This is a genomic window from Bacillus sp. FJAT-27916 (genome assembly GCF_001183965.1).
Lineage (GTDB): Bacteria > Bacillota > Bacilli > Bacillales > Pradoshiaceae > Pradoshia.
Genome location: NZ_LFZV01000001.1, coordinates 3,610,406 through 3,632,455, shown reverse-complemented (window position 1 = coordinate 3,632,455; position 22,050 = coordinate 3,610,406). Strand labels below are relative to the sequence as shown.

Sequence of the window (22,050 nt, the reverse complement as noted above, 5' to 3'; positions counted from 1 at the left end):
TGAAGGATTAGACGATAAAGGAATGTATCTATCGTCTAATCCTTCGGGTCTTTATTTGTTATTCCCCATGCATTAGTTGATGGTGGCTGTCTACTATTAGTGACTAGTGGAATGGAGTGAAATGCACTCGATTCCTGCTGGAAGTCGAGGAAAGGCTTGAGACCCCACAGGTGTAAGCGCCTGGGAGGCTCAGTTTCTTCCCTGCGGTAAGCGAGTGTATTTCGCTGAATGGAACGTACTTTTATTTCCTACTGCTATTGAATAGGAAGAATAAGTTATCATCTTTCATTTTTGAGAATCATTTATTTCGCTTTGTCCCAGACTCTTTCTGTGTGAATAAAGATTGAGAGATAAAGGGTTATTGAAACGGGGTTTCTTATGAAGATACTTAAATAGGCAGTATTATTCTATGGGTGGTTGGCTTTACCTATCTCTTTGACCAGGTCATGCTAAAGGGGGACTCTATATTATTGTCGGAATCCCAATGTTTTTTTCGCTTGATGTACCGATCGAAATGGATAGATAAACGATAAGTCTGCTGCTGTGCTCTGAGATGTGTTTCTTCATAAAGTATGCTAGACTGAATGGACTATCGTTAATCAGAGGTGAGAGGTATGTACCTTTCTGTGAAGGAAACAGCGGAATACTTGAATCTGCCGGTCTCCTATTTAGACCAGCTCATTCAGGAGAAGAAAATCCGTGCTGTCTTTGATGGGGAACAATATTTAATCAATCGTGAACAGTTCTCCAATTACCATGAACAGCTCGAAGTATATAAGAGGATGTTTCAGGAATGGCTCCATGAACCCATTCCAGAGGATTGGGATGCAAAGGACGAGGATTAATAGAGGAAGAGAGGGAAGCCCAGCACATTCGGGGCTTCCCTCTTTCTGTTAATTAGCAGCAACGTGAGACTTTCCCATCCTTCGCATTATAGCGGGCTTCCTGAGCTTCGCAGAAAAATTGTTTGCGAGATGGAATCGGTTCGCCTGGATGATGGGTTTTCATGTGTTCCACATAGGTTTCATAGCTTGGCACGCCTACCATTAGACTGATAAATTGTTTTCGGTAGGAGAGTGCATGTCTGATTTTTTTAAACATGAAGTGTCTCCTTTCTGATCAGGCATTTCGGCTGATGTATTCTGATTCGTGCATGGTGACAGATTGACCTCTGATTAATTTAATCCAGATGCGAACGGCTGAGATGAGGACGGTGATGACGACGATCATGAAGACTGCCGTTAAACCGGTATTAAGGTAATCATTAAAGATGACTTGCTTCATTTCGCCTAAATCCTTGGCCGGTGCAAGCACTTCTCCATTATCGTAGGCCTCCTTGTACACTTTGGCGTGTGACAAGAAACCGATGGATATCTTCTCATGGAAGATTTTTTGCAGGCCGGCTGTCATGGTGACAATGAGAATCCAGGTGGTCGGAATTAAGGTAACCCAGACATACTTTGTCTTGCCCATCTTAAAGAGGATGGTCGTGCCAAGCAGGAGGGCGATTCCGGCAAGCATTTGATTCGAGATCCCGAATAACGGCCATAATGTGTTGATGCCACCGAGCGGGTCAACAACGCCTTGGTAGAGGAAGTATCCCCAGCCAAGGACACATATGGCGGTCGCAATGATATTTGGAATCCAAGATTCGGTCTTGGCGAATGGTTTGTAGAAGGTGCCGATAAGATCCTGAACCATGAATCGCCCCACCCTAGTTCCGGCATCAATGGTCGTCAGGATGAACAAAGCCTCAAAGAGAATGGCGAAATGGTACCAGAAGGCCATGAGTGCCTTGCCGCCAATCACTTGGGAGAAGATGTGCGCCATTCCAATGGCAAGTGTCGGTGCTCCGCCTGTACGTGAAATGACGGAGGATTCCCCAACATCATCTGCGAGCGTTGTTAAATCATCCGGGGAAACCGTATAGCCCCAGCTGGAGACCGTTGTTGCGACCGCGGCCGGGTCTGTACCGATTGCGGCGGCTGGACTGTTGATGGCGAAATAAATGCCTGGTGTCAGAACGCAGGCGGCAATCATCGCCATAACAGCGACAAAGGATTCTGTCAGCATGGCTCCGTAACCGATTGGACGGGCATGTGACTCACGTTCAATCATCTTCGGCGTTGTGCCGGATGAGATGAGTGAGTGGAAACCAGAGACCGCTCCACAGGCGATAGTAATGAACAGGAATGGGAAGAGATTCCCTGAGAAGACAGGTCCTGTTCCATCAACGAATTGCGTCATGGCCGGCATCTCAAGATTAGGCGCAACAACGAGAATCCCAATTGCAAGACCAACGATGGTGCCAATCTTCAAGAAGGTGCTTAAATAATCACGCGGCGCAAGCAAAAGCCATACAGGGAGAACAGAGGCAACAAAGCCATAAATGATCAGCATAATCGCGATTTGTTCGCCAGTGAAGGTAAACATCTCGGCTAATGTCTCATGCTGTGAAACATATTGGCCGAAATAAATAGAGAGCAATAATAGAATAATACCAATAATAGAGGCTTCCCCAACACGGCCTGGGCGCAAGTATCTCATGTATATTCCCATGAAGAAGGCGATTGGGATGGTGGCGGCAATCGTAAACATTCCCCAAGGGCTGTCGGTAAGCGCTTTCACTACAACCAAAGCCAATACGGCAAGAAGAATAACCATGATGCCGAAAATACCAACCATGGCGATGAACCCGGTCACTGGACCAATCTCTTCCTTAATCATCTCACCGAGTGATTTTCCATTGCGGCGGATAGAGCCGAACAAGATAACGAAATCCTGGACAGCACCGGCTAGGACAACACCGACAATAATCCAGATGGTCCCTGGAAGATAGCCCATTTGTGCAGCGAGAATTGGTCCGACCAGTGGGCCGGCTCCAGCGATGGCAGCGAAATGATGACCGAAGAGTACCCATTTATTTGTCGGGACATAATCCTTCCCGTCATTGTTCAATTCAGCGGGTGTCTTTCGGTTGTCATCCAGATTAAAGACTTTATGAGCAATAAACTTACTATAAAAGCGGTAGGCAACTGCATATGTACAAACAGCGGCGGTTAACAGCCAGATTGAATTGATTGTTTCCCCCTGATTTAATGCAAGTACCCCAAACCCAACTGCCCCGATGGCAGCGATAATCCCCCAAAGAAGGATAGAGCGAATAGCTTTCACGAATCTTTTCATCTCCTTTCTATTTGTAGACTATCATATTACATTATTTTGAATTTTTGAACATTTTTTTCAATTAAATTTCACCTTGTATATCAGTTGGACAATTGTTTATACTATAGACAAATGTTTTCAAAAGGGTTGAATCCTATGAATGAAAAAGAGAGTCAGATTCTACATTTAATAAAAGATAACCCGTTCATCACGCAAAATGAGATAGCGGGGAAACTGAATCTTTCAAGAAGTGCCATTGCCGGCTACATCTCTTCTCTGACAAAGCAGGGAAAATTATTGGGACGTGCTTATGTTCTTCCTGAGGGTAAGCGGATTGTCTGTATTGGCGGTGCCAATATGGACCGGAAATCCTCGCTCGAAAAAGCCTTCCGTCTCGAAACCTCTAATCCCGTCCAAACAACTTCAACTCTAGGCGGGGTTGCCCGCAATATTGCGGAGAATCTCGGACGTATTGGAGCAGATGTTCACTTACTGACGGTTGTCGGCGATGATCGAGAAGGCAAGGATGTCCTTGCTAGAACGGGTGAGTACGTGAAGATTCTTCCGTCTCTAGAGATTGCCGGACATACGACAGGCACATACACAGCCATCTTAGATGAGCATGGGAATATGGCAGTTGCGTTTGCTGATATGGGTATCTATGATGCCGTTGATATCCCGTTCATCGAGAAGCGATGGTCACATATCGCCGCAAGCTCCATGGTTCTGCTCGATACGAATTTTCCGAAGGAGATTATCAGCTATATCATTGGGCGCTGTGCAGATGAAGGTATCCCTGTTTCTGTCGTTCCCGTATCTATCCCGAAATTGGACCGTCTTCCGGAAAACCTGAGTGGCCTGGAATGGCTCATCCTGAATCGGGAAGAGGCTGAGGTGCTTTCTGGTTTGACGGTTAATGATGATGAATCCGTCCGGGCGGCTGGTGCCAAAATCCTTGCTCGGGGTGTTCGTCATGTGATTATCACACGTAGTGAAAAAGGATTATATTTCATAAACGATAAGGGGGAAGAAGGCTTCCTTACTGGACAGCCTGCTGATTCTGTCGTAGATGTGACTGGTGCAGGAGATTCACTAGCAGCGGGCATCATGCTCGGTGCCATTGAGGGTCATTCTATCCTTGAATCCTGCCAATACGGCATGTCTAGTGCCTCCATTACGATTCAGTCAAAGGAAACGGTCAGTCCATCCTTGAATCGCCTATCCCTAGAGAAGGAAAAAGAGAGATTATTTTAAAAGGAGATTAAACAACATGAATGAATGGATTAAATTATCAGAAGAAGTGAAAGAAGCGAAGAAAAACGGAACACCAATCGTAGCGTTGGAATCTACAATCATCTCACACGGTATGCCATATCCACAAAACGTGCAAACAGCTCGTGAAGTAGAAGCTATCATCCGCGAAGAGGGAGCTGTTCCGGCAACAATGGCTGTCATTGACGGTGTTATTCGCATCGGCTTAAGCGATGAGGAGCTTGAATTCTTCGGGAAAACAAAGGGCATTGCGAAAGCTAGCCGCCGCGATATGCCATACTTGGTAGCAGCGAAGAAGAACGGTGCAACAACGGTTGCGGCAACGATGATCTGCGCAGAGCTTGCTGGCATTAAAACATTCGTGACAGGCGGAATCGGCGGTGTGCACCGTGGAGCTGAGACAACAATGGATATCTCCGCCGACCTTCAGGAATTAGCAAAGACAGATGTAGCGGTCATTTGTGCAGGGGCTAAGTCCATTCTTGACCTAGGTTTAACGATGGAATACCTTGAAACACAAGGGGTGCCAGTTGTTGGTTATCAAACAGATAAATTACCATCCTTCTTCACAAGAACAAGTCCGTTCGATGTGAACTATCGTCTAGATACTCCGACAGAGATTGCGGAAATGATGAAGGCGAAATGGGATATGAATCTTAAAGGCGGAATGGTTATCGGTAACCCAATCCCAGAGGAATTCGCAATGGAAGACAGCTTTATCAACAAGGTAATTGATGATGCGGTTGAAGAGGCAGAATCTCTTGGAATCACTGGTAAGGATGTTACTCCATTCCTACTAGGCAAAATTAAAGACGTAACAGAAGGCAAGAGCCTTGAAGCCAACATCGCATTAGTGAAAAACAATGCAAAAGTCGGCGCTCAAATCGCAGTTGCTTTCGGGAAAATCTCTCAATAATACACAGGCTGCCGGGTCATCTCCGGCAGTTTTTTTAGTGGCTGGCAGGCGCTTCTTTTTCCTCCTTTTGATACAATAAAAAGATAGGAAATTCATCAAAATTTGCTCTAGGGAGTGTTTTCATATGAAATTTGCAACGATTGGAACGAGCATGATTACTGAACGCTTTATCGAAGCGGCTGCTGAGAGCGGAAAACTCACATTAAAGGCGGTTTATTCAAGAGATTTAGAGAAGGCAACACGCTTTGCGAATCAATATGATGTGAAACTCGTATTTAATCAGCTGGAGCAATTGGCGACCTGTGAGGAAATTGAGGTAGTCTACATAGCCTCTCCAAATTCCATTCATTATGAGCAGGCTATCTTCTTAATGGAGCACGGTAAGCATATTATCTGTGAAAAACCGATGTTTACGAGTATGAAGGAATGGGAGAATGCCTTTGAGACAGCAAGGAAGAATAATGTCTTTTTATTCGAGGCGATGAGAACGATTCATGCGCCGAATTTCAGCGTCTTGAAGAATAATCTAGGACGTGTCGGCCAAATTAGAAGCGTTAACCTGCAATATATGAAGTACTCTTCTCGTTACGATCAATACTTGGAAGGGGAAGTTCCGAATATCTTCTCAGCTAAATACGCAGGGGGAGCGCTGGTCGACTTAGGTATTTACCCGCTCTACATGGCAATCTCTTTATTCGGAGAGCCAGATTCAAGCATTTATGTTCCCGTTATGCTCGATAGCGGGGTTGATGGAGGCGGTACACTTGTCCTCCAATACGTAGATTTTGTCTGCACGATTGTTTGCTCCAAAATCACCGATTCATATGGTTCAAATGAAATTCACGGCGAGAAGGGCAATATCATCTTCCCTGGGTCAGGGACCGTTGAAAAAATTGAGTTCATTGACCGGGAAACAAAGGTATGTGAGCCATTTTCCATCGAACAAACCAATAATGACATGGTGTATGAAATCGAGACATTCACCGATATCATCAAGACAGGCGATGAGGAACGCTATGTAGAACTAGCCAATCTGAGCGGAATTGTCTTAAATATAATGGAACATACAAGGAAGCAGTGCGGCATCATCTTTGGGCCGGACAAGCAATAAAACTAGAATCAGCAAGAGGCGGCCAGTTAGTGCTGTCTCTTTTTGTTTGAATCATACACACAATATCCATAAAATTCATGTTTGTTTAAATGGAATGGTGGAATGTAAGAGGAGAGGAAGTCTGTCTAAAAAATTTCTAAATGAGGTGGATTGAAATGAGTACAATTCGAGACATGGTCAACAAAGCTTTTTCCTTTGGTTTAGGAGCTGCCATTGTCAGCAAGGAACAGATTGAAAAGTATGTTGATGAAATGGTTAAGCGCGGCGATGTATCTGAACAGGAATCAAAACAAATGGTGAATGATTTAGTGCAGCGCGGTGAGGAGCGCCAGAAAGAGGTCGAACAACAAATTAACATGAAGGTTAAGCTGCGCCTTCAGGAAATGGATATTGCAACGAAAGAGGATATCGCAAGACTTGAGCAAAGAATTGCTGCGTTAGAAGCAAAACAGGATTAAGCGTCATTAGAGGACCAATAGAGTAGGGGTGGATGCAAGTGTTGAATAAGAGGATACGCCATTTTAATCGCTATCAAGATATTATTCGTGCCATGATTCATAACGGTTTTGGCTCTATAGCGGAAGAGCTTGGGCTGGCTGATATGCTTCCTTTTGGCGGCAAGTGGATTTTTGAAGGGAAGGATGTTAAAGAAAAGCCAGCGGGTGAGCGTATCCGGCTGATTTTAGAGGAGCTTGGTCCAACCTATATCAAGCTCGGACAAATGATGAGTACCCGCCCTGATATCGTCCCGGCTGCCATTATCCTTGAGCTTGAGAAGCTTCAGGATAAGGTACGGGAATTTCCCTTCGATGAAGTAAAGGCCATCATTGAGGACGAATTAGAGCTGCCGCTCGAGGAATTGTTTACTGAATTTAATCCAGTTCCAATTGCGGCAGCCTCTATTGGTCAAGTACATAAAGCTATTCTTCCATCAGGTGATATTGTGGCAGTGAAGGTACAGAGACCTAATATCACGAAAACCATTGATACGGATCTTGAAATTCTGCATAACCTCGCCCGTATTGCAGAGAAGCGGTATCATTGGGCGAGAGATTATGGCATTAATGATATCGTCGATGAATTTTCCCTCTCTCTGAACATGGAGCTTGACTACGGGATTGAGGGACGAAATGCCGAGAAGATTGCCGCTCAATTCAAAGATGATGATATGATCCGCATCCCGGAGGTTTATTGGGATTACTCCACAAAAAGAGTTCTTACAATGGAGTTTGTGGAGGGGATTAAAATCAATGATGTGAAAAGCCTTGATGAGATTGGCTTTGACCGCTGTCTGCTGAGCAAGCGTTTCACAGAGGCGATGATGAAACAAATCCTCGACGAAGGCTTGTTTCATGCTGACCCGCATCCCGGAAATGTGTTTGTCCAGCCCGGCGATCGGCTTGTCTTTCTTGACTTTGGCAATATCGGCCGAATTAATGCTGAGATGAAGTATGAATTCGCCTCCCTGCTGATGGCGCTGCGAAAGGGGAATACTGATTTTGTCGTACGCTCCATTTTGAAGATTGGGATTACGCCGGATGACATAAACTACGATCAGCTAAAAGCGGATGTGCAGGAATTCATTGATAATTATTACGGGCAGAATTTAAATAAGATCAGCATCAGCGACGTCATCAATGATTTCTTCACCCTCACCTATCTGCATCATATCCGTATTCCATCAGATTTGACGATGCTTGGCAAAACCTTTTTAGCTGTTGAGGGTGTTGTGGAAACTCTTTATCCGGAATACAATATCCTTGATGTCGTCGAGCCTTTTGGCGACCATTTAGTCAAGGAACGCTTCCAGCCGAAAAATATTGCAGAGATGATCTTTAATAAGGTCGTCGACTATTCTGATTTCTTCTCAGAAATGCCTCGCAGCCTGAAAGATTTGACGAATAAATTAAAAGATGGCAAATTTAGTGTGCAGATTAAAGTACCGCAGCTTGAAACGTTTTTGGCAAAGATGGATAAGATGGCGAACCAACTATCCTATGCAATCATCCTGCTGTCCTTCAGCATTATCATGGCAGGCCTGGTCATTGGCTCCTCAACCAGAGGCGGAACCAACATCCTGTGGCAGATTCCGATTATCGAAATTGGGTTTGTCATTGCGACGGTCATGGTTCTCTATCTCCTCTATTCCATCTTCCGATCTGGGCGGTTTTGAGAGGGAGGGTTAGAATGGCGAAAGGAAAGACAAATGCACTCAGGATACTTGACCAAAGGAAAGTATCCTATGAATTACTTCAATATAATCCTGAGGATGGCAAGATTGATGGGATATCTGTTGCTCTTAAGATTGGCGAGGATGCCCGTTATGTGTTCAAAACATTGGTGACAATCTCCGCAGCCAAAAATCTATACGTATTCGTCATACCAGTTATGGCTGAACTCGATTTAAAGCGGGCAGCACGAGCAGCGGGAGAGAAAAAAATCGACATGCTGTCTGTCGCGGATTTGCAGAAATACACAGGCTATATACGCGGCGGCTGTTCACCGGTCGGGATGAAAAAGCAATATCCAACTTTCATCGATAAGAAGGCAGAGGAGGAAGGAATCATTATCGTTTCTGCCGGCAAGATTGGCATGCAAATGAAGATCCATCTGGATGATTTGTTGAATGTAACCAAAGGGCAAACAGCAGCTGTCATCCATGAAGAATGAAGAAAGGCTTTTAACAAGCCTTTTATTTTTTTGTCTATATTCCCGAATTCCATGATTTACCTATTGGGCATATGATAAAATCAGATGGAACAATAATCCTGTTTAATTGGAGGAGAATTGACGGATGAGAAAAGAATACAAGCACTTTGAAACGGCAGCCGTCCATGCCGGATATGATACAAAAAAGCATGTAGGCAGTCTATCCACACCGATTTACCAAACCTCAACATTCACTTTTGATACAGCGGAGCAAGGCGAGGCACGCTTTGCTGGAACAGAAGAAGGCTATATTTACTCCCGCCTCGGAAACCCGACTGTTCAAGCACTTGAAGAAAAGGTGGCTGTCCTAGAAGGAGCTGAAGATTGCGCCGCTTTCGCATCAGGAATGGGAGCGGTTTCAGCTGTTTTAATTGAACTGTCAAAAGCAAATGACCATATCCTCTGCTCCCTTGGTGTGTATGGATGCACCTTTGACTTACTGGTCTTGCTAAAGGATAAATATGCGATTGATTATGATTTCAGCCCGATGGAATCAGAAGAGCAAATTCGAAACAGCATTCGTCCAGAGACGACCTGTATCTTTGTCGAAACACCCATTAACCCAACGATGCGCGTCATTGACCTAGAGATGGTTTCGCGCGTGGCCAAGGAATACGGCATTCCCGTCGTTGTCGACAACACATTTCCATCTCCATATCTCCAATCACCACTTGCACTCGGATGTGATGTTGCTCTCCATAGCGCAACCAAATACATTGGGGGACATGGAGATGTCGTCGCCGGTCTGGTTGCCGGAAAAAAATCCTTTATCACTAATCTCAAAAAGAACAGCCTGAAAGATATCGGCAGCATCATGTCTCCATTTGACGCATGGCTTCTTTTGCGCGGTCTCAAAACCCTGCCCGTCCGCATGGACCGCCACAGTGAAAATGCCATCAAGATCAATGAACAGCTGCTAAATCACCCGCAAGTCGGGCAAGTGTATTTTCCATGGAATAAAGATAATGCCGGACATGAAGCTGCCATTAAACAAATGAAGCAGCCAGGAGGAGTCATCTCCTTCGAACTAAAAGAAGGAGGGAAACGAGAAGCACAAGCTTTCCTTAACAAGCTCCAACTCATCAAAATTGCCGTCAGTCTGGGAGATGTGGAAACACTCATCTCTCATCCAGCCTCCATGACCCATGCTGTCATTCCAGAAAAAGACCGCCTCTCCATGGGCGTCACCGATCAGCTGATCCGTCTCTCTGTCGGTCTTGAATCGTGGGAGGATATTTGGGCAGATATTGAGCAAGCGTTAGAAGGGTAATAGCTTATTAGAGACTTTTTTGAGGAATGCATGATTTTTTATATAGAATTTAACAAGCCGGAGAGTGCTGACAGAACTTCATGCAACGATATTTCTGAAGAGAAGAATAGGCAGCAGGGGCGATGTGTTATACTTTAAGTAGCGTCTATAGCGATATGTATGAGTTTATTTACCTTTATTCAGCAAAGAGCTTACCACTTCGACCGGTGTGGAGATGAATGCCAAATGAGAGTGCAAACTCAGGGTGGGATAAAGGTAAAGTCTTTGGCAGATTACCGAATGGTTGAAAGCCGAATGACTCCGATCCATGTTAATCGGAGGGTATCAATTGATTTAAAGATGAAGTGAGGATTAGACAATGGCTGCGAGAGAGAAGAAAAACAAGACAAGTATAAAAGATGTAGCGGCAATGGCGGAGGTATCTACAGCAACTGTCTCTCATGTAATCAATGGAACTAGATATGTATCTGAAGAAGTAACGACAAAGGTAAAAGAGGCCATGAAGGAATTAAATTATGTTCCTAACCCTGTTGCAAGAACATTAAGGAGCCAGAATTCGCATTTAGTCGGATTAATTGTACCAGTTAAAGAATTTACAGATACAGCTAATGCTTTTTTTATGATTGTCGCTCAAGGTATCGAACAAACATTATCAAAGAACGGGTATAAATTAATTCTATGTAACTCCTACGAAAATCCTGATTTAGAAAAAGAACATATTCAAATGTTCCATAATCAGTTAGTGGACGGAATCATTCTAGTACCAACCGGAAATGATTATTCTTATCTAGCTGACCTGCCGATTAATAATGATTCACCCATTGTCTTCATTGACCGAAAACCCCAGAACTACCAAGGGAATTGTGTGTTAACCGATAATTTTCAAGGTGCGTATGCTGCTGCGAAGCATCTCATCGAAAAGGGGCATAAACATATCGGGTTTATAACGGGGGAATTAGGTTTAACAACAAGTGATAAACGTTTAGAGGGATATAAGCAAGCCCTTGCAGATCATCATTTATCCTTTAATGAGAAGTATGTGAAAATAGGAAATGCTTCTTTAGAAGATGGATACAGAATAGCGAAAGAGTTTATGGAGCAAAAAGAGGTCAGCGCACTCTTTGTTGCAAATAATGTGATGACAATGGGAGCTATTTCATACTTCCAAGAGCATTACATCAAAATTCCTGATGAAATGGCCATCATAGGATTTGATGATTATGAATGGATGAAAATCATTAATCCATCGTTAACAACCGTTAAACAACCAGCTTATGAAATGGGACAGAAAGCTGCTGAGGTCATTTTGGATTGCATCAAAAATAAGCAAGAAAAACCGACAGATTACATGTTAGATACATCCTTGATTATTCGAAGATCTAGTTAAGATCATTATTCAAGACCTATAGATGGACACATATTTAGTGTCGGACCTATAGGTCTTTTTTTATTTTTTTATGCATGGAACAATTTTCTTCTTGCTTAATCATGAAAGCGCTTTTATTATTAAGTTAAGCAATAAAGTAAACGTTTACGTAAACGTTTACGTAATTTGTTGAAAGAGTTATAAACAGAAAGGGAAGTGGTAGGGTATGAAAATAGGAGCAAAACGAAATTATTGGTTATTAAGTGCATTTTTCTTTTTTTACTTCTTTACATGGTCTTCCTGTATGTCTTTATTTTCTATTTGGTTAAGTCAAGATATTCAGTTAAGCGGTGCTAGTACAGGGATTATCTTCTCAGCAAACGCAATCGTAGCATTAATTATGCAACCGCTTTATGGAGTAATCTCTGACAAGATTGGCTTAAAGAAACATATCCTTTGGTTTATTACTGCATTACTTGTTTTATCAGGTCCTTTCTTCATCTATATTTATGGACCATTATTGAAATACAACATTTTATTAGGTGCTATCGTAGGCGGTATGTTCCTAGGTGCTGCCTTCCAAGCAGGCTGTGGAGCAGTAGAATCATATATTGAAAAAATAGGTCGTAAGTGTGACTTTGAATATGGGAAATCAAGAATGTGGGGCTCTTTAGGATGGGCAGCAGCGACTTTCTTCGCAGGACAGCTATTTAACATCAATCCTAATATTAATTTCTGGTTAGCTTCAGGTTCAGCTTTATGTTTAGTATTGATCTTATTAATGACAAAAGTAGATTTAACAGGTTCTTCGGATATTACTACTCAAGAGCCCATTAAGATGAAGGATGTCTTTGGATTGTTAAAACTGAAAAAGTTCTGGTTCTTCGTCATGTATGTATTTGGCGTAGTATGTTTCTATTCGGTGTATGATCAACAATTCCCTACATATTATGCTTCTTTATTCTCTGACATTTCTAAAGGAAACCAATTATACGGTTACTTGAATTCATTCCAAGTATTTTTGGAAGCAGGCATGATGTTCGCTGCACCATTTATTGTAAACAAAATTGGAGCAAAAAAATCGTTGCTCTTAGCTGGCTTTATCATGGCGACACGTATTATTGGTTCAGGTTTGGCCTTTGAACCAATCGGCATATCTTGTATGAAACTGCTTCATGCTCTCGAATTGCCGATTATGTTAATTGCGATTTTTAAATACCTGGCTCAGCATTTTGATAATCGCTTATCTTCAACTCTTTATTTAGTAGGTTTCCAATTCTCAAGTGCGATTGCTGCTGCATTTCTATCACCAGTATTTGGTTCTTTATACGACACAATAGGATTCAGTCATGTGTACTTCATCATTGGTGGAATTGTGCTGACATTTAATATTATTTCCTGCTTTACATTAACCAAGGATGTAAAAGAAGAAGTGCAAATGAATAGACAAGCTAAAGCATCTTAATAGAAAACTTGAAAAGGAACGTGATTTATATGACGACTGTCACAATGGCTAATAATGCAATTAATCAAGCAAATGAGGCTCTTCAAGAAGCCGTAAAAAAAATGAAAAAGGATTGGCGTTTAGGCTATCATATTGCCGCGCCAGCTAACTGGATTAATGATCCAAATGGTCTTGTGTTTTTTAAAGGTGAATACCATGCATTTTATCAGCATTATCCATATGGAGAGAGCTGGGGGCCAATGCATTGGGGCCACGCCAAAAGTAAGGATTTAGTTCACTGGGAGCATCTTCCAGTGGCCTTGGCACCTGACCATGATTATGATCGCGATGGGTGCTTTTCCGGGAGTGCTATTGTAAAGGATGATATGCTCTATTTAATTTATACAGGCCATGTATGGGTTGATCAATCAAAAGATATTGCGATTCAGACACAGTGCATCGCTTCAAGCAAAGATGGCATTCACTTCGAGAAGTATGAAAATAACCCAGTAATTAGAGACATTCCAGAAGACAGTACAGGGCATGTCCGTGATCCGAAAATCTGGGAAAAAGATGGCCTTTACCATATTGTATTGGGCAACAGAACGAAAGATGATATTGGTCGAGTTATTCACTATACTTCAAAGGATTTAATCGATTGGGAGTATGAAGGCGTATTGGCGCAAAATGAAAGTAACTTGGGATATATGTGGGAATGTCCAGATTTCTTTGAGCTAGATGGAAAGGATGTTCTGCTATTCTCTCCTCAAGGAATGAAAGCAGAAGGAGACTCTTACAATAACCTTTTCCAAACAGGGTATTTAATCGGATCTTACAATGAAACCACGAAGAAATTTGAGCATGGTGATTTCCACGAAATCGATCATGGCCATGACTTCTATGCGGTACAGACATTACATGATGATCAAGGTCGTCGAATTGCTATAGGATGGATGGATATGTGGGAATCTGAAATGCCGACTAAAGAGCATGGATGGTGTGGAGCTTTAACACTACCAAGGGAGTTATCTTTATCTGCTGAAGGAAACATAATCATGAAGCCAGTTGCCGAGCTGAAAGGCCTTCGTGAACAGGAACTAGAAGTGAATGTGGCCTCTATTTCAAATGAAGTTATTAAAACACCGATAAACCAAGAACTGCTCGAGCTTAAAGCTGAATTCTCACTAAAAAACCTTACGGCAAAGGAATTCGGAATCAAGGTGAGATGCAGTGAAGATGGAACGGAAGAGACCTCCATTGGCATTGATGTAGAGCATAGTAAGCTTATACTTAATCGCGAGCACTCTGGTGCAGGAGTAAAAGGTATCCGCCAGACGGCTATCAATTTAGAAGGCGATACAGTTATTCTTCACCTCTATCTTGACCGATCATCGATTGAAGTATTTGCAAACGAAGGTACTACCACAATGACAAGTAGAATCTATCCAAAGAAAACAAGTTTAAATGTTCAATTCTACGCTGAAGATGGAAAAGTAAATCTTAAATCTGTGCAGGCTTGGAAACTAGCTGATATCTGGGAATAATCACAAAATATCACAGCCACATTCAATCCTTATGGATGTGGCTGTCATTTATATAGAAAGAACTAAAATACAGAATGTCAGGTGATAACATGTCCAAATTAGTGAGTATCGGTGAAGTGTTAATTGACTTTATCCCTCAAGAAAACGGGGTAGGATTAAAGGACGTCAATCGTTTTGAAAAAGCACCTGGTGGTGCACCAGCAAATGTAGCTGCTGCGGTATCCCGATATGGGCAATCGGCTAAGATGGTTACGAAATTAGGTGAAGATGCATTTGGTGACTTTCTAATAGATACTTTAGAGAATGCTGGGGTCGACACTAAATCGGTATTAAGAACAAGCGAAGCTAATACAGGGTTGGCCTTTGTTTCATTGAACAGTGACGGAGAACGAGATTTTAGCTTCTATCGTAATCCTTCTGCCGATTTATTATTACAAGCAGAAGAAATAGAAGACAATTTAATGGAACAAGGCGATATTCTTCACTTCTGTTCAGTCGATTTAGTAGAATCACCCATGAAATATGCTCATGAAAAGTTAATTAAACAGACTCATAGGAATAAAGGGATTATTAGTTTTGACCCTAATGTCCGTTTACCGCTCTGGAATGACCACGAAAGCTGCAGAAAGACGATATTAGCCTTTCTCCCTCAATCTCATATTGTGAAGGTTTCAGATGAAGAATTGGAATTCATAACAGGAATAAAGGATGAATCTGCGGGCTTACAATCACTATTTACTGGGCATGTTAAGGTCGTGGTATATACAAAAGGGAGCAAAGGCGCCTACATCATCACTAGAAACCATTCAACCTTTAAAGAAGCATATAAAGTTACCGCTGTGGATACAACAGGTGCAGGAGATGCGTTCATTGGAGGATTTTTATCTTGTTTACTACGTGATGGCGTGACAATTAACAATCTAGAGAAATATGCTGAAGAACATAGTAATCATCTTCTAACCTTTTCAAATGCAAGCGGAGCACTTACGACTACTAAAAAAGGCGGAATTAGCGCACTACCAACGCTAGAAGAAATTCTCGCTATGCTATAAAAACCAAATAGACAAAATGATCATGTCCGAGTCAAAATGGCTCGGCTTTCTTGTTTGTAAGGGGTTGAAGAGTGGGGGAGAGGGTGGACAAAGGGGGGGAATCGTCAGAGAAAGCCCACCCAATGCCCGGGCAAGGGGGATGAAGGGTGGACATTGTCAGAGAAAGCCCACCCAACTCCCACGCAAAGGGGGGAAAGGGTGGACAAAGGGTGGGAATCGTCAGAGAAAGCCCATCCAACTCCCACGCAAAGGGGGGAAAGGGTGGACAAAGGGTGGGAATCGTCAGAGAAAGTCCACCCAACCCCCAGGCAAGGGGGATGAAGGGTGGACAAAGGGTGGGAATCGTCAGAGAAAGCCCACCCAATGCCCAGGCAAAGGGGGGAAAGGATGGACAAAGGGTGGACATCGTCAGAGAAAGCCCACCCAACTCCCACGGAAAGGGGGGAAAGGGTGGACATCGTCAGAGAAAGCCCATCCAATGCCCAGGCAAGGGGGATGAAGGGTGGACAAAGGGTGGGCATCGTCAGAGAAAGCCCACCCAACCCCCATGCAAAGGGGGGAAAGGATGGTCAAAGGGTGGACATCGTCAGAGAAAGCCCACCCAACCCCTATACAAATGGGCCAAAGGTGCCTCAGGCATCCTCATTCCCAAACAAAAAAGCCGAATCACCCATTATGATTCAGCCTTCATTGTTTCCATAACAGCCCGCGACATGATTTCTACGCCAATCATCAAACAGGAATGGTCAAAGGTCATATGCGGATGGTGCAGGCCGGGGGTGAGATCGGCGCCGAGTGCGAGCATGGTTGCTTTGATGTTTGGACGTAATTTTGTGTAGAAGTGAAAATCGTCGCTGCCTGGGGTGACAACGGTTTTGTGTAATCCTTTTCTGCCGAGAGTGTCGATGATGGCGGTTTCCATATGGTTGGCAGCTTCTTTTGAGATGATGGAAGCCGTTGTGTCTGGCTGGTGTTCTTGTTCAATGGTGATTCCGTACCATTCCTCAAGTGCTTGGATGGAGCGCTGGATTTCAACTTTGAGGTGGTTAAGGTCTTCGTTTGATTGAGCCCTGGCGTCAATGCCGAAAATGGCGTTGCCGGGGATGATGTTTAAGTTCTCCCCGCCTGCTTCAAAACGGGTCAGTTTGACGGAGTGCGGGTTCATGGGTGATAGTTTGATTTGGCTGAGCAATTGGTTGAGCATCATGCCGGTTTCGATGGCGCTTGTGCCGAGGTGGGGCCTGGCTCCATGGGCGTCTTCACCGATGATTTTGCCGAGGATGTGATGGCTTGCCCCATGATTGATAGCAGGGGCGGCGGCTCCGAGCGGCAGTTCCTCGATTGGGCGCAGGTGGAGGCCGAATAAATAATCGACATCATCTACGACGCCGAGCTTTGTGACAGCGATAGCTCCCTCGCCTGTTTCCTCGGCAGGCTGAAAGATGAAACGGATGGTGCCTTTCAAGCCGCCGATGCTGTCTTTTAAGAGTGCTGCTGTTCCAAGAACGATGGACATATGGGCATCATGCCCGCAGGAATGGACAGCCTGGAAAGAGCCATCCTTCTCCTGCCAGAGTGCGTCCATATCCGCGCGGATGGCGATGACGGGCCGTCCGGTGCCGATTTCAGCAATTAAGCCAGGGAAGGAGGGAAATGGGGTGCATTTGAGTCCATCTTCGCTTAGTCGCTGAAGGATATATGCGGCAGTTTCTTTCTCGTTCCAGCTTACCTCTGGGTGGGAATGAAGATGGGAGTATGTTGAATGTACGTGCGGTTCGAGATGCTTCAATTTCTTCTTCAAGATTGGGGTATCCTTTCCACTTGTGAATTTTGGTATTAGGATAGTTTACGCAATTACTGCAGGAAGTTTCCGTCTTCTAAAATTTGTATATTATTTTAACTATTTTGCCAACTTATGTACAATAAAAAGATAGACACTCATTTTTAGGGGGCGGAAGAATGAATACATTAGATGAAATTATGGCCTACAATCGTGAATTTGTAGATAAGAAGGAATATACGCCATATAAGACCGATAAGTTTCCTGACAAGAAGATGGTTGTCATTAGCTGTATGGATACGAGGTTGGTGGAGCTGCTGCCGAAGGCGATGAATATTTCCAATGGAGATGTGAAGATCATCAAGACGGCAGGAGCTATTGTGAATCATCCGTTTGGGAGTGTGATGCGTTCTGTGCTTGTGGCCATTCATGCACTTGGTGCGGAGGAAGTGTTTGTCGTTGGACATGAGGATTGCGGGATGTCCACGATTGATCCTGATGTGTTCATTGATAAAATGAAAGACAATGGGGTGCCGGAGGAAACATTCCAGACATTAGAGAATGTAGGCATTAAGGTGAACAGCTGGGTGAAAGGATTCTCTAATGTTCAGGAAAGTGTGAATGAGAGCGTGAATTTGATTAAGAATCATCCCTTAATTCCGGCTCATATTCCTGTGACAGGGATGGTGATTAATCCGGAGACTGGGAAGCTGTCTATTGTGACCGATGGTTATGAAGTTCTTGATGAAAAATAAATAAATTTAACACCCCCGGATGTTTCATCCGGGGGTGTTTGGTTAATCAGTCTTCTGCTTTTCAGGCTTAAATTTCTTCTCGCTTGAGGAGGATTGCTTCGTGTCATGCTTGTGCCGTTCTTCCTTATTCTCCTGACGTAGGTCCTCGATCGGAATCGGGTCTACGTTTTGCTCTTCCTCAAATTTATCTAGTATATGCTCTTTATCTGTGAGTGTATGTTCCGGATTATCCATTTTACCCCTAGATAATTGCTTTTTGTCTTTTGACATAGCGACATCATCTCCCATTTGTGGTTTTCTTTTCTTTACCCTGAATATGGAAGATTATGCATGGAAGCACTCTTTGTGAATCGTGAAGGCTTCAAGCGCTTTGCGGTCAATCTCAAAGCCTGTACCAGGATTTTCTGGTACTTCAATATAGCCATTTGATACAACAACCTCTGGAATGGTGATATCCTGATGCCAGTAATTTTGGGTGCTGGAGATATCTCCAGGGAGATTGACTGCATTCATGGAAGCAAGGGCAATCGTATGTGCCCGGCTGATTCCCGTCTCGAGCATTCCTCCGCACCAGACGTCAATGCCAGCTTCCTCACATAGCTTGAGAATTTTCAAGGATTCAGATAGTCCGCCGACGCGTCCGATTTTCAGATTGATGACCTGGCAGCTGCCGAATTGGATTGCTTGCAGGGCGTCATGAGCGGATTGGATGCTTTCATCAAGGCAGATTTTTGTGTGTAATTCTTTTTGCAACAGAGCATGCTCGTATAAGTCATTATAGGCAAGCGGCTGTTCAATCATCATTAAATCATATTGGTCAAGCCCGCGAAGTCGTTCTAAGTCTGCCAATGTATAGGCTGAGTTGGCATCTGCCATGATTGGAAGGCTTGGATAGCGAGTGCGGACCTTGCTGATGAGCGATAGATCCTGGCCAGGCTTAATCTTTAATTTGATACGCTTATAGCCCTGTTTAAGAGCCTCGTCAATAGTACTGAAAAGCTCCTCATCTGTTTCCTTCAAGCCGATACTAATACCTGCTTCAATTCGTTTCTTCTCTCCGCCTAAAGCCTTTGCCAGTGAAAGACCGTTCTTCTTCGCATAAAGATCCCAGACAGCTCCTTCCAAAGCGCTTTTCGCCATTGGGTTTCGCCGTACAGGAGCGAAGAGGGCGGTTAGATCATCCGGGTGGCGGATTGGCTTATTCATTACGGAGGGGATGAGTACATCCTTTAATAGGTGCGCACATGTATAAATGGTTTCTTCCGTGTACCAAGGATGTTCGAAGGCAACACATTCTCCCCATCCTGTTAGTCCATCCTCCAGAACGGCTTCGATGATAATAAAGCGCCGATCTTTCACAGTACTGAAGCTATTGGTGAATGGGTTCTTTAGCTTCATCTGTATATGATGAAGATTTATTTCTTTTATTCGCATTTGCTAACACCCCTTAATCTCCTTCAAGTATCCCAAATCCACCTTTGCTTTCGCAACAAATAGAATGAACGGAATATTCTAACTTTAACTGGTATAATGGAAAGAAATGAGTGAGATTTTGAAGTGGGGGTCGCTATGAGTATAGGGCATTGGAATACAAAAGAAGGTATTTTAGACATATTGCTCCGATTGGTGAGAGTTCCAAGTGTGACAGGTACAAGGGGAGAGCTTCGGATGGAGGAGGAGATTGTCTCTATCCTAATGGAATTGCCATATTATCAGCAGCATCCCGAGTATATTTTCAAAAAGGCAATTAAGCATGATGTGCTTGAGCGGAAGGCTGTTGCCTGTTTGTATAAAGGAAATAATGAAGCTAATCGTACGATCATTCTATTAAGCCATTATGACGTGGTTGGGGTAGAGGACTTTGGGCGGCTTACATCATTGGCCTTTTCACCAATTGATTATACAAGAGCATTGGAGCGGGAGGAGCTGCCAGAGGATGCCAAGGAGGATCTCCAGTCAGGTGAATGGATCTTCGGCAGGGGCATCATGGATATGAAAGCCGGACTAGCTGCGCAGATGGCTTTGATATCAGAGGTTTGTCAGAAAGAGGATCTTGGATACAATCTTTTGCTATTGGCAACCCCGGATGAAGAACGTTATTCAGCAGGAATGTTTGCCGGGGTCGAATTATTGGATGAGATTCGCTCGCAATATGGATTGAATTATGAACTGACGATTTGTTCAGAGCCGAGCTTTGGAGCGTATCCTGGTGATCGGTCAAAGTATTTCTATACTGGATCGGTTGGAAAAATGCTTCCGCTTATCTATTGTATAGGGACGGAAACGCATGTAGGGGAGCCGTTAGAAGGACTGAATGCTGCATGGATGGCGAGTGTGTATGCTGAGAGAGCCGAGCTTGCGACAGTCTTTCTTGAACAGGCACAAGGGGAACGGAATCCTCTGCCAACGACTCTAAAGCTGACAGACTTGAAGGAATCCTATGATGTTCAAACACCGACGAGTGCCTATATCCTGCTAAATATCTTGACACTCCTTCAAACCCCGGAGGAAGTGATGGGCAAGCTGAAGAAAATCGGTCAGGACAGCAGTGAGTACATTGGAGAACGATTGGAGAAAACGTATCAAGCATTGGGCTATGAAGATGGAGTCAGTGCACGCAAGATTGTTAAGCCACAGGTGTATACGTATTGGGAGTTATATGAAAAGGGGCTAAAGGAGCATGGAAGTGCATTCCGTCAGGCCATTGAAGAGCATGTGAAGAAGCTTGAACAGGATTTAGGAGCCAATATGGGGAAATTGACAGCGGCCATTGCAGGAGTGATTTCTTCCTATTTTAAGTCGTTGGCACCCTTCTACTTAATTATGCTTTCACCTCCTTATTATCCTCATGTGTACTTAAAGGATGGAGAAAGGGATGAGCGTGCTAGAGCAGTAGTTGCTGGCTGCATCGATAAGGCGAAGAAGGATTATAATGAAGAGATTGGAATCATATCTTATTTCCCTGGCCTATCGGATGTAAGTTATTTCCGTCTCCGCGACAGAGATAAGGTTGCTAAGGTGCTGGAGAAGGAGATGCCTTTATATGGTGAGGGTTATGATATACCGCTTGAATTAATTGCCGGTCTTGATGTGCCGACAGTGAATATTGGTCCATATGGCAAGGATGCTCATAAACGGACAGAGCGATTGCATATTCCATTTTCTACGGAAGTATTGCCAGCTCTTCTCAAACATGCGGTGTACATGTATTAATCATATTTCCTCCTTGATGTGGCACACTAGGAAGCAAAAGGAGGGATGAGATCATGAGCAGAGGCGTCGGCTTTAATCATAAGAAGAAAGGCCATCCAGGCGAGTTTCCGCATCATGCGGAAACAGGCGGTAATCATGAGATTCATAAAACAGAGGAAGAGTACATTGTAACAAAGGAAGCATTTAAGAACCGAGTCAAAGAAAAAGAAAGCTGAAGAAAATGAAAAGGCTGCCATCTAATTGGCAGCCTTTTATAGTACAGTTTTGTTTTTTCGACATTTTTTTATGTAACAGTTTGGCGAAAAATAGCGATTTTAAAAATGGTAAAAATTAATAAACTTCCAAAACCCTTGATATATAAGGATTGTTAACATTTTCACAAGATGTTCAAAAAAATGTTGTTCACAAAATCACATTTTGGGTGTATCATTTGATTATAGATAACTGTTATAC

20 protein-coding genes are annotated in these 22,050 nt (G+C 43.6%); 15 read left to right on the top strand and 5 right to left on the bottom strand.

Going from position 1 to position 22,050, the window contains the following annotated elements; genetic code table 11:
* Positions 1-614 precede the first annotated feature (614 nt).
* Positions 615-845, top strand: a complete 231-nt coding sequence (locus AC622_RS17775) for an excisionase family DNA-binding protein (RefSeq protein ID WP_049672267.1) — start codon at positions 615-617, stop codon at positions 843-845.
* 52 nt (positions 846-897) lie between these two features.
* Here the strand turns inward: AC622_RS17775 and AC622_RS17770 are convergent, their stop codons facing one another.
* Positions 898-1,101 carry a YbdD/YjiX family protein gene (locus AC622_RS17770; protein ID WP_049672266.1) on the bottom strand — a complete coding sequence of 68 codons (204 nt, stop codon included), beginning with the start codon at positions 1,099-1,101 and terminating at the stop codon, positions 898-900.
* Positions 1,102-1,119: 18 nt separating this feature from the next.
* Complete coding sequence (locus tag AC622_RS17765; RefSeq protein WP_049672265.1) at positions 1,120-3,174, bottom strand: carbon starvation CstA family protein; 2,055 nt, start codon at positions 3,172-3,174, stop codon at positions 1,120-1,122.
* A 147-nt stretch (positions 3,175-3,321) separates the two neighbouring features.
* Here AC622_RS17765 and AC622_RS17760 point away from each other — a divergent pair, with 147 nt between their 5' ends.
* From AC622_RS17760 to AC622_RS17710, 11 genes are all read left to right on the top strand, one after another.
* Positions 3,322-4,419, top strand: a complete 1,098-nt coding sequence (locus AC622_RS17760) for a carbohydrate kinase (RefSeq protein ID WP_049672264.1) — start codon at positions 3,322-3,324, stop codon at positions 4,417-4,419.
* 16 nt (positions 4,420-4,435) lie between these two features.
* Positions 4,436-5,353 (top strand): pseudouridine-5'-phosphate glycosidase, encoded by a 918-nt coding sequence (locus tag AC622_RS17755; RefSeq protein WP_049672263.1) that lies wholly within the window; start codon positions 4,436-4,438, stop codon positions 5,351-5,353.
* 124 nt (positions 5,354-5,477) lie between these two features.
* Positions 5,478-6,464, top strand: coding sequence for a Gfo/Idh/MocA family protein (locus AC622_RS17750; RefSeq protein WP_049672262.1), 987 nt, complete (start codon positions 5,478-5,480; stop codon positions 6,462-6,464).
* A 155-nt stretch (positions 6,465-6,619) separates the two neighbouring features.
* Positions 6,620-6,922, top strand: a complete 303-nt coding sequence (locus AC622_RS17745; protein ID WP_231589553.1) for a phasin family protein — start codon at positions 6,620-6,622, stop codon at positions 6,920-6,922.
* A gap of 32 nt (positions 6,923-6,954) precedes the next feature.
* Positions 6,955-8,637 (top strand): ABC1 kinase family protein, encoded by a 1,683-nt coding sequence (locus AC622_RS17740; RefSeq protein WP_231589552.1) that lies wholly within the window; start codon positions 6,955-6,957, stop codon positions 8,635-8,637.
* 14 nt (positions 8,638-8,651) lie between these two features.
* Complete coding sequence (gene ybaK, locus AC622_RS17735; RefSeq protein ID WP_049672259.1) at positions 8,652-9,134, top strand: Cys-tRNA(Pro) deacylase; 483 nt, start codon at positions 8,652-8,654, stop codon at positions 9,132-9,134.
* Between the two features lie 124 nt (positions 9,135-9,258).
* On the top strand, positions 9,259-10,443 hold the full coding sequence (gene megL / locus AC622_RS17730) for a methionine gamma-lyase (protein ID WP_049672258.1): 1,185 nt from the start codon (positions 9,259-9,261) through the stop codon (positions 10,441-10,443).
* A 358-nt stretch (positions 10,444-10,801) separates the two neighbouring features.
* Positions 10,802-11,830, top strand: a complete 1,029-nt coding sequence (locus AC622_RS17725) for a LacI family DNA-binding transcriptional regulator (RefSeq protein WP_049672257.1) — start codon at positions 10,802-10,804, stop codon at positions 11,828-11,830.
* A gap of 205 nt (positions 11,831-12,035) precedes the next feature.
* Entirely contained in the window at positions 12,036-13,274 is a 1,239-nt protein-coding gene (locus AC622_RS17720; protein WP_049672256.1) for an MFS transporter, read from the top strand.
* A gap of 29 nt (positions 13,275-13,303) precedes the next feature.
* Positions 13,304-14,797 (top strand): glycoside hydrolase family 32 protein, encoded by a 1,494-nt coding sequence (locus tag AC622_RS17715; protein ID WP_082197206.1) that lies wholly within the window; start codon positions 13,304-13,306, stop codon positions 14,795-14,797.
* Between the two features lie 89 nt (positions 14,798-14,886).
* The gene (locus AC622_RS17710; RefSeq protein WP_049672255.1) at positions 14,887-15,849 is read left to right on the top strand and encodes a carbohydrate kinase family protein; all 963 of its coding nucleotides are present in this window, start codon (positions 14,887-14,889) and stop codon (positions 15,847-15,849) included.
* 673 nt (positions 15,850-16,522) lie between these two features.
* Here AC622_RS17710 and AC622_RS17700 read toward each other — a convergent pair.
* Positions 16,523-17,653: an amidohydrolase gene (locus tag AC622_RS17700; RefSeq protein ID WP_082197205.1), complete on the bottom strand. Its 1,131-nt coding sequence runs from the start codon at positions 17,651-17,653 to the stop codon at positions 16,523-16,525.
* Between the two features lie 155 nt (positions 17,654-17,808).
* On the opposite strand from AC622_RS17700, the gene AC622_RS17695 reads away from it, so the two are divergent.
* Positions 17,809-18,384, top strand: coding sequence for a beta-class carbonic anhydrase (locus AC622_RS17695; RefSeq protein ID WP_049672253.1), 576 nt, complete (start codon positions 17,809-17,811; stop codon positions 18,382-18,384).
* A 42-nt stretch (positions 18,385-18,426) separates the two neighbouring features.
* Here AC622_RS17695 and AC622_RS17690 read toward each other — a convergent pair whose 3' ends face one another.
* Positions 18,427-18,654, bottom strand: a complete 228-nt coding sequence (locus tag AC622_RS17690) for a hypothetical protein (RefSeq protein ID WP_049672252.1) — start codon at positions 18,652-18,654, stop codon at positions 18,427-18,429.
* A gap of 54 nt (positions 18,655-18,708) precedes the next feature.
* On the bottom strand, positions 18,709-19,818 hold the full coding sequence (menC, locus tag AC622_RS17685; protein WP_049672251.1) for an o-succinylbenzoate synthase: 1,110 nt from the start codon (positions 19,816-19,818) through the stop codon (positions 18,709-18,711).
* A 135-nt stretch (positions 19,819-19,953) separates the two neighbouring features.
* Between menC and AC622_RS17680 the strand changes: the two genes are divergently transcribed.
* Positions 19,954-21,597: a M20/M25/M40 family metallo-hydrolase gene (locus tag AC622_RS17680; RefSeq protein WP_049672250.1), complete on the top strand. Its 1,644-nt coding sequence runs from the start codon at positions 19,954-19,956 to the stop codon at positions 21,595-21,597.
* A 53-nt stretch (positions 21,598-21,650) separates the two neighbouring features.
* A complete protein-coding gene (locus AC622_RS21300; RefSeq protein WP_197089956.1) occupies positions 21,651-21,812 on the top strand; it encodes a hypothetical protein in 162 nt (53 codons plus the stop codon).
* Positions 21,813-22,050: the final 238 nt, after the last annotated feature.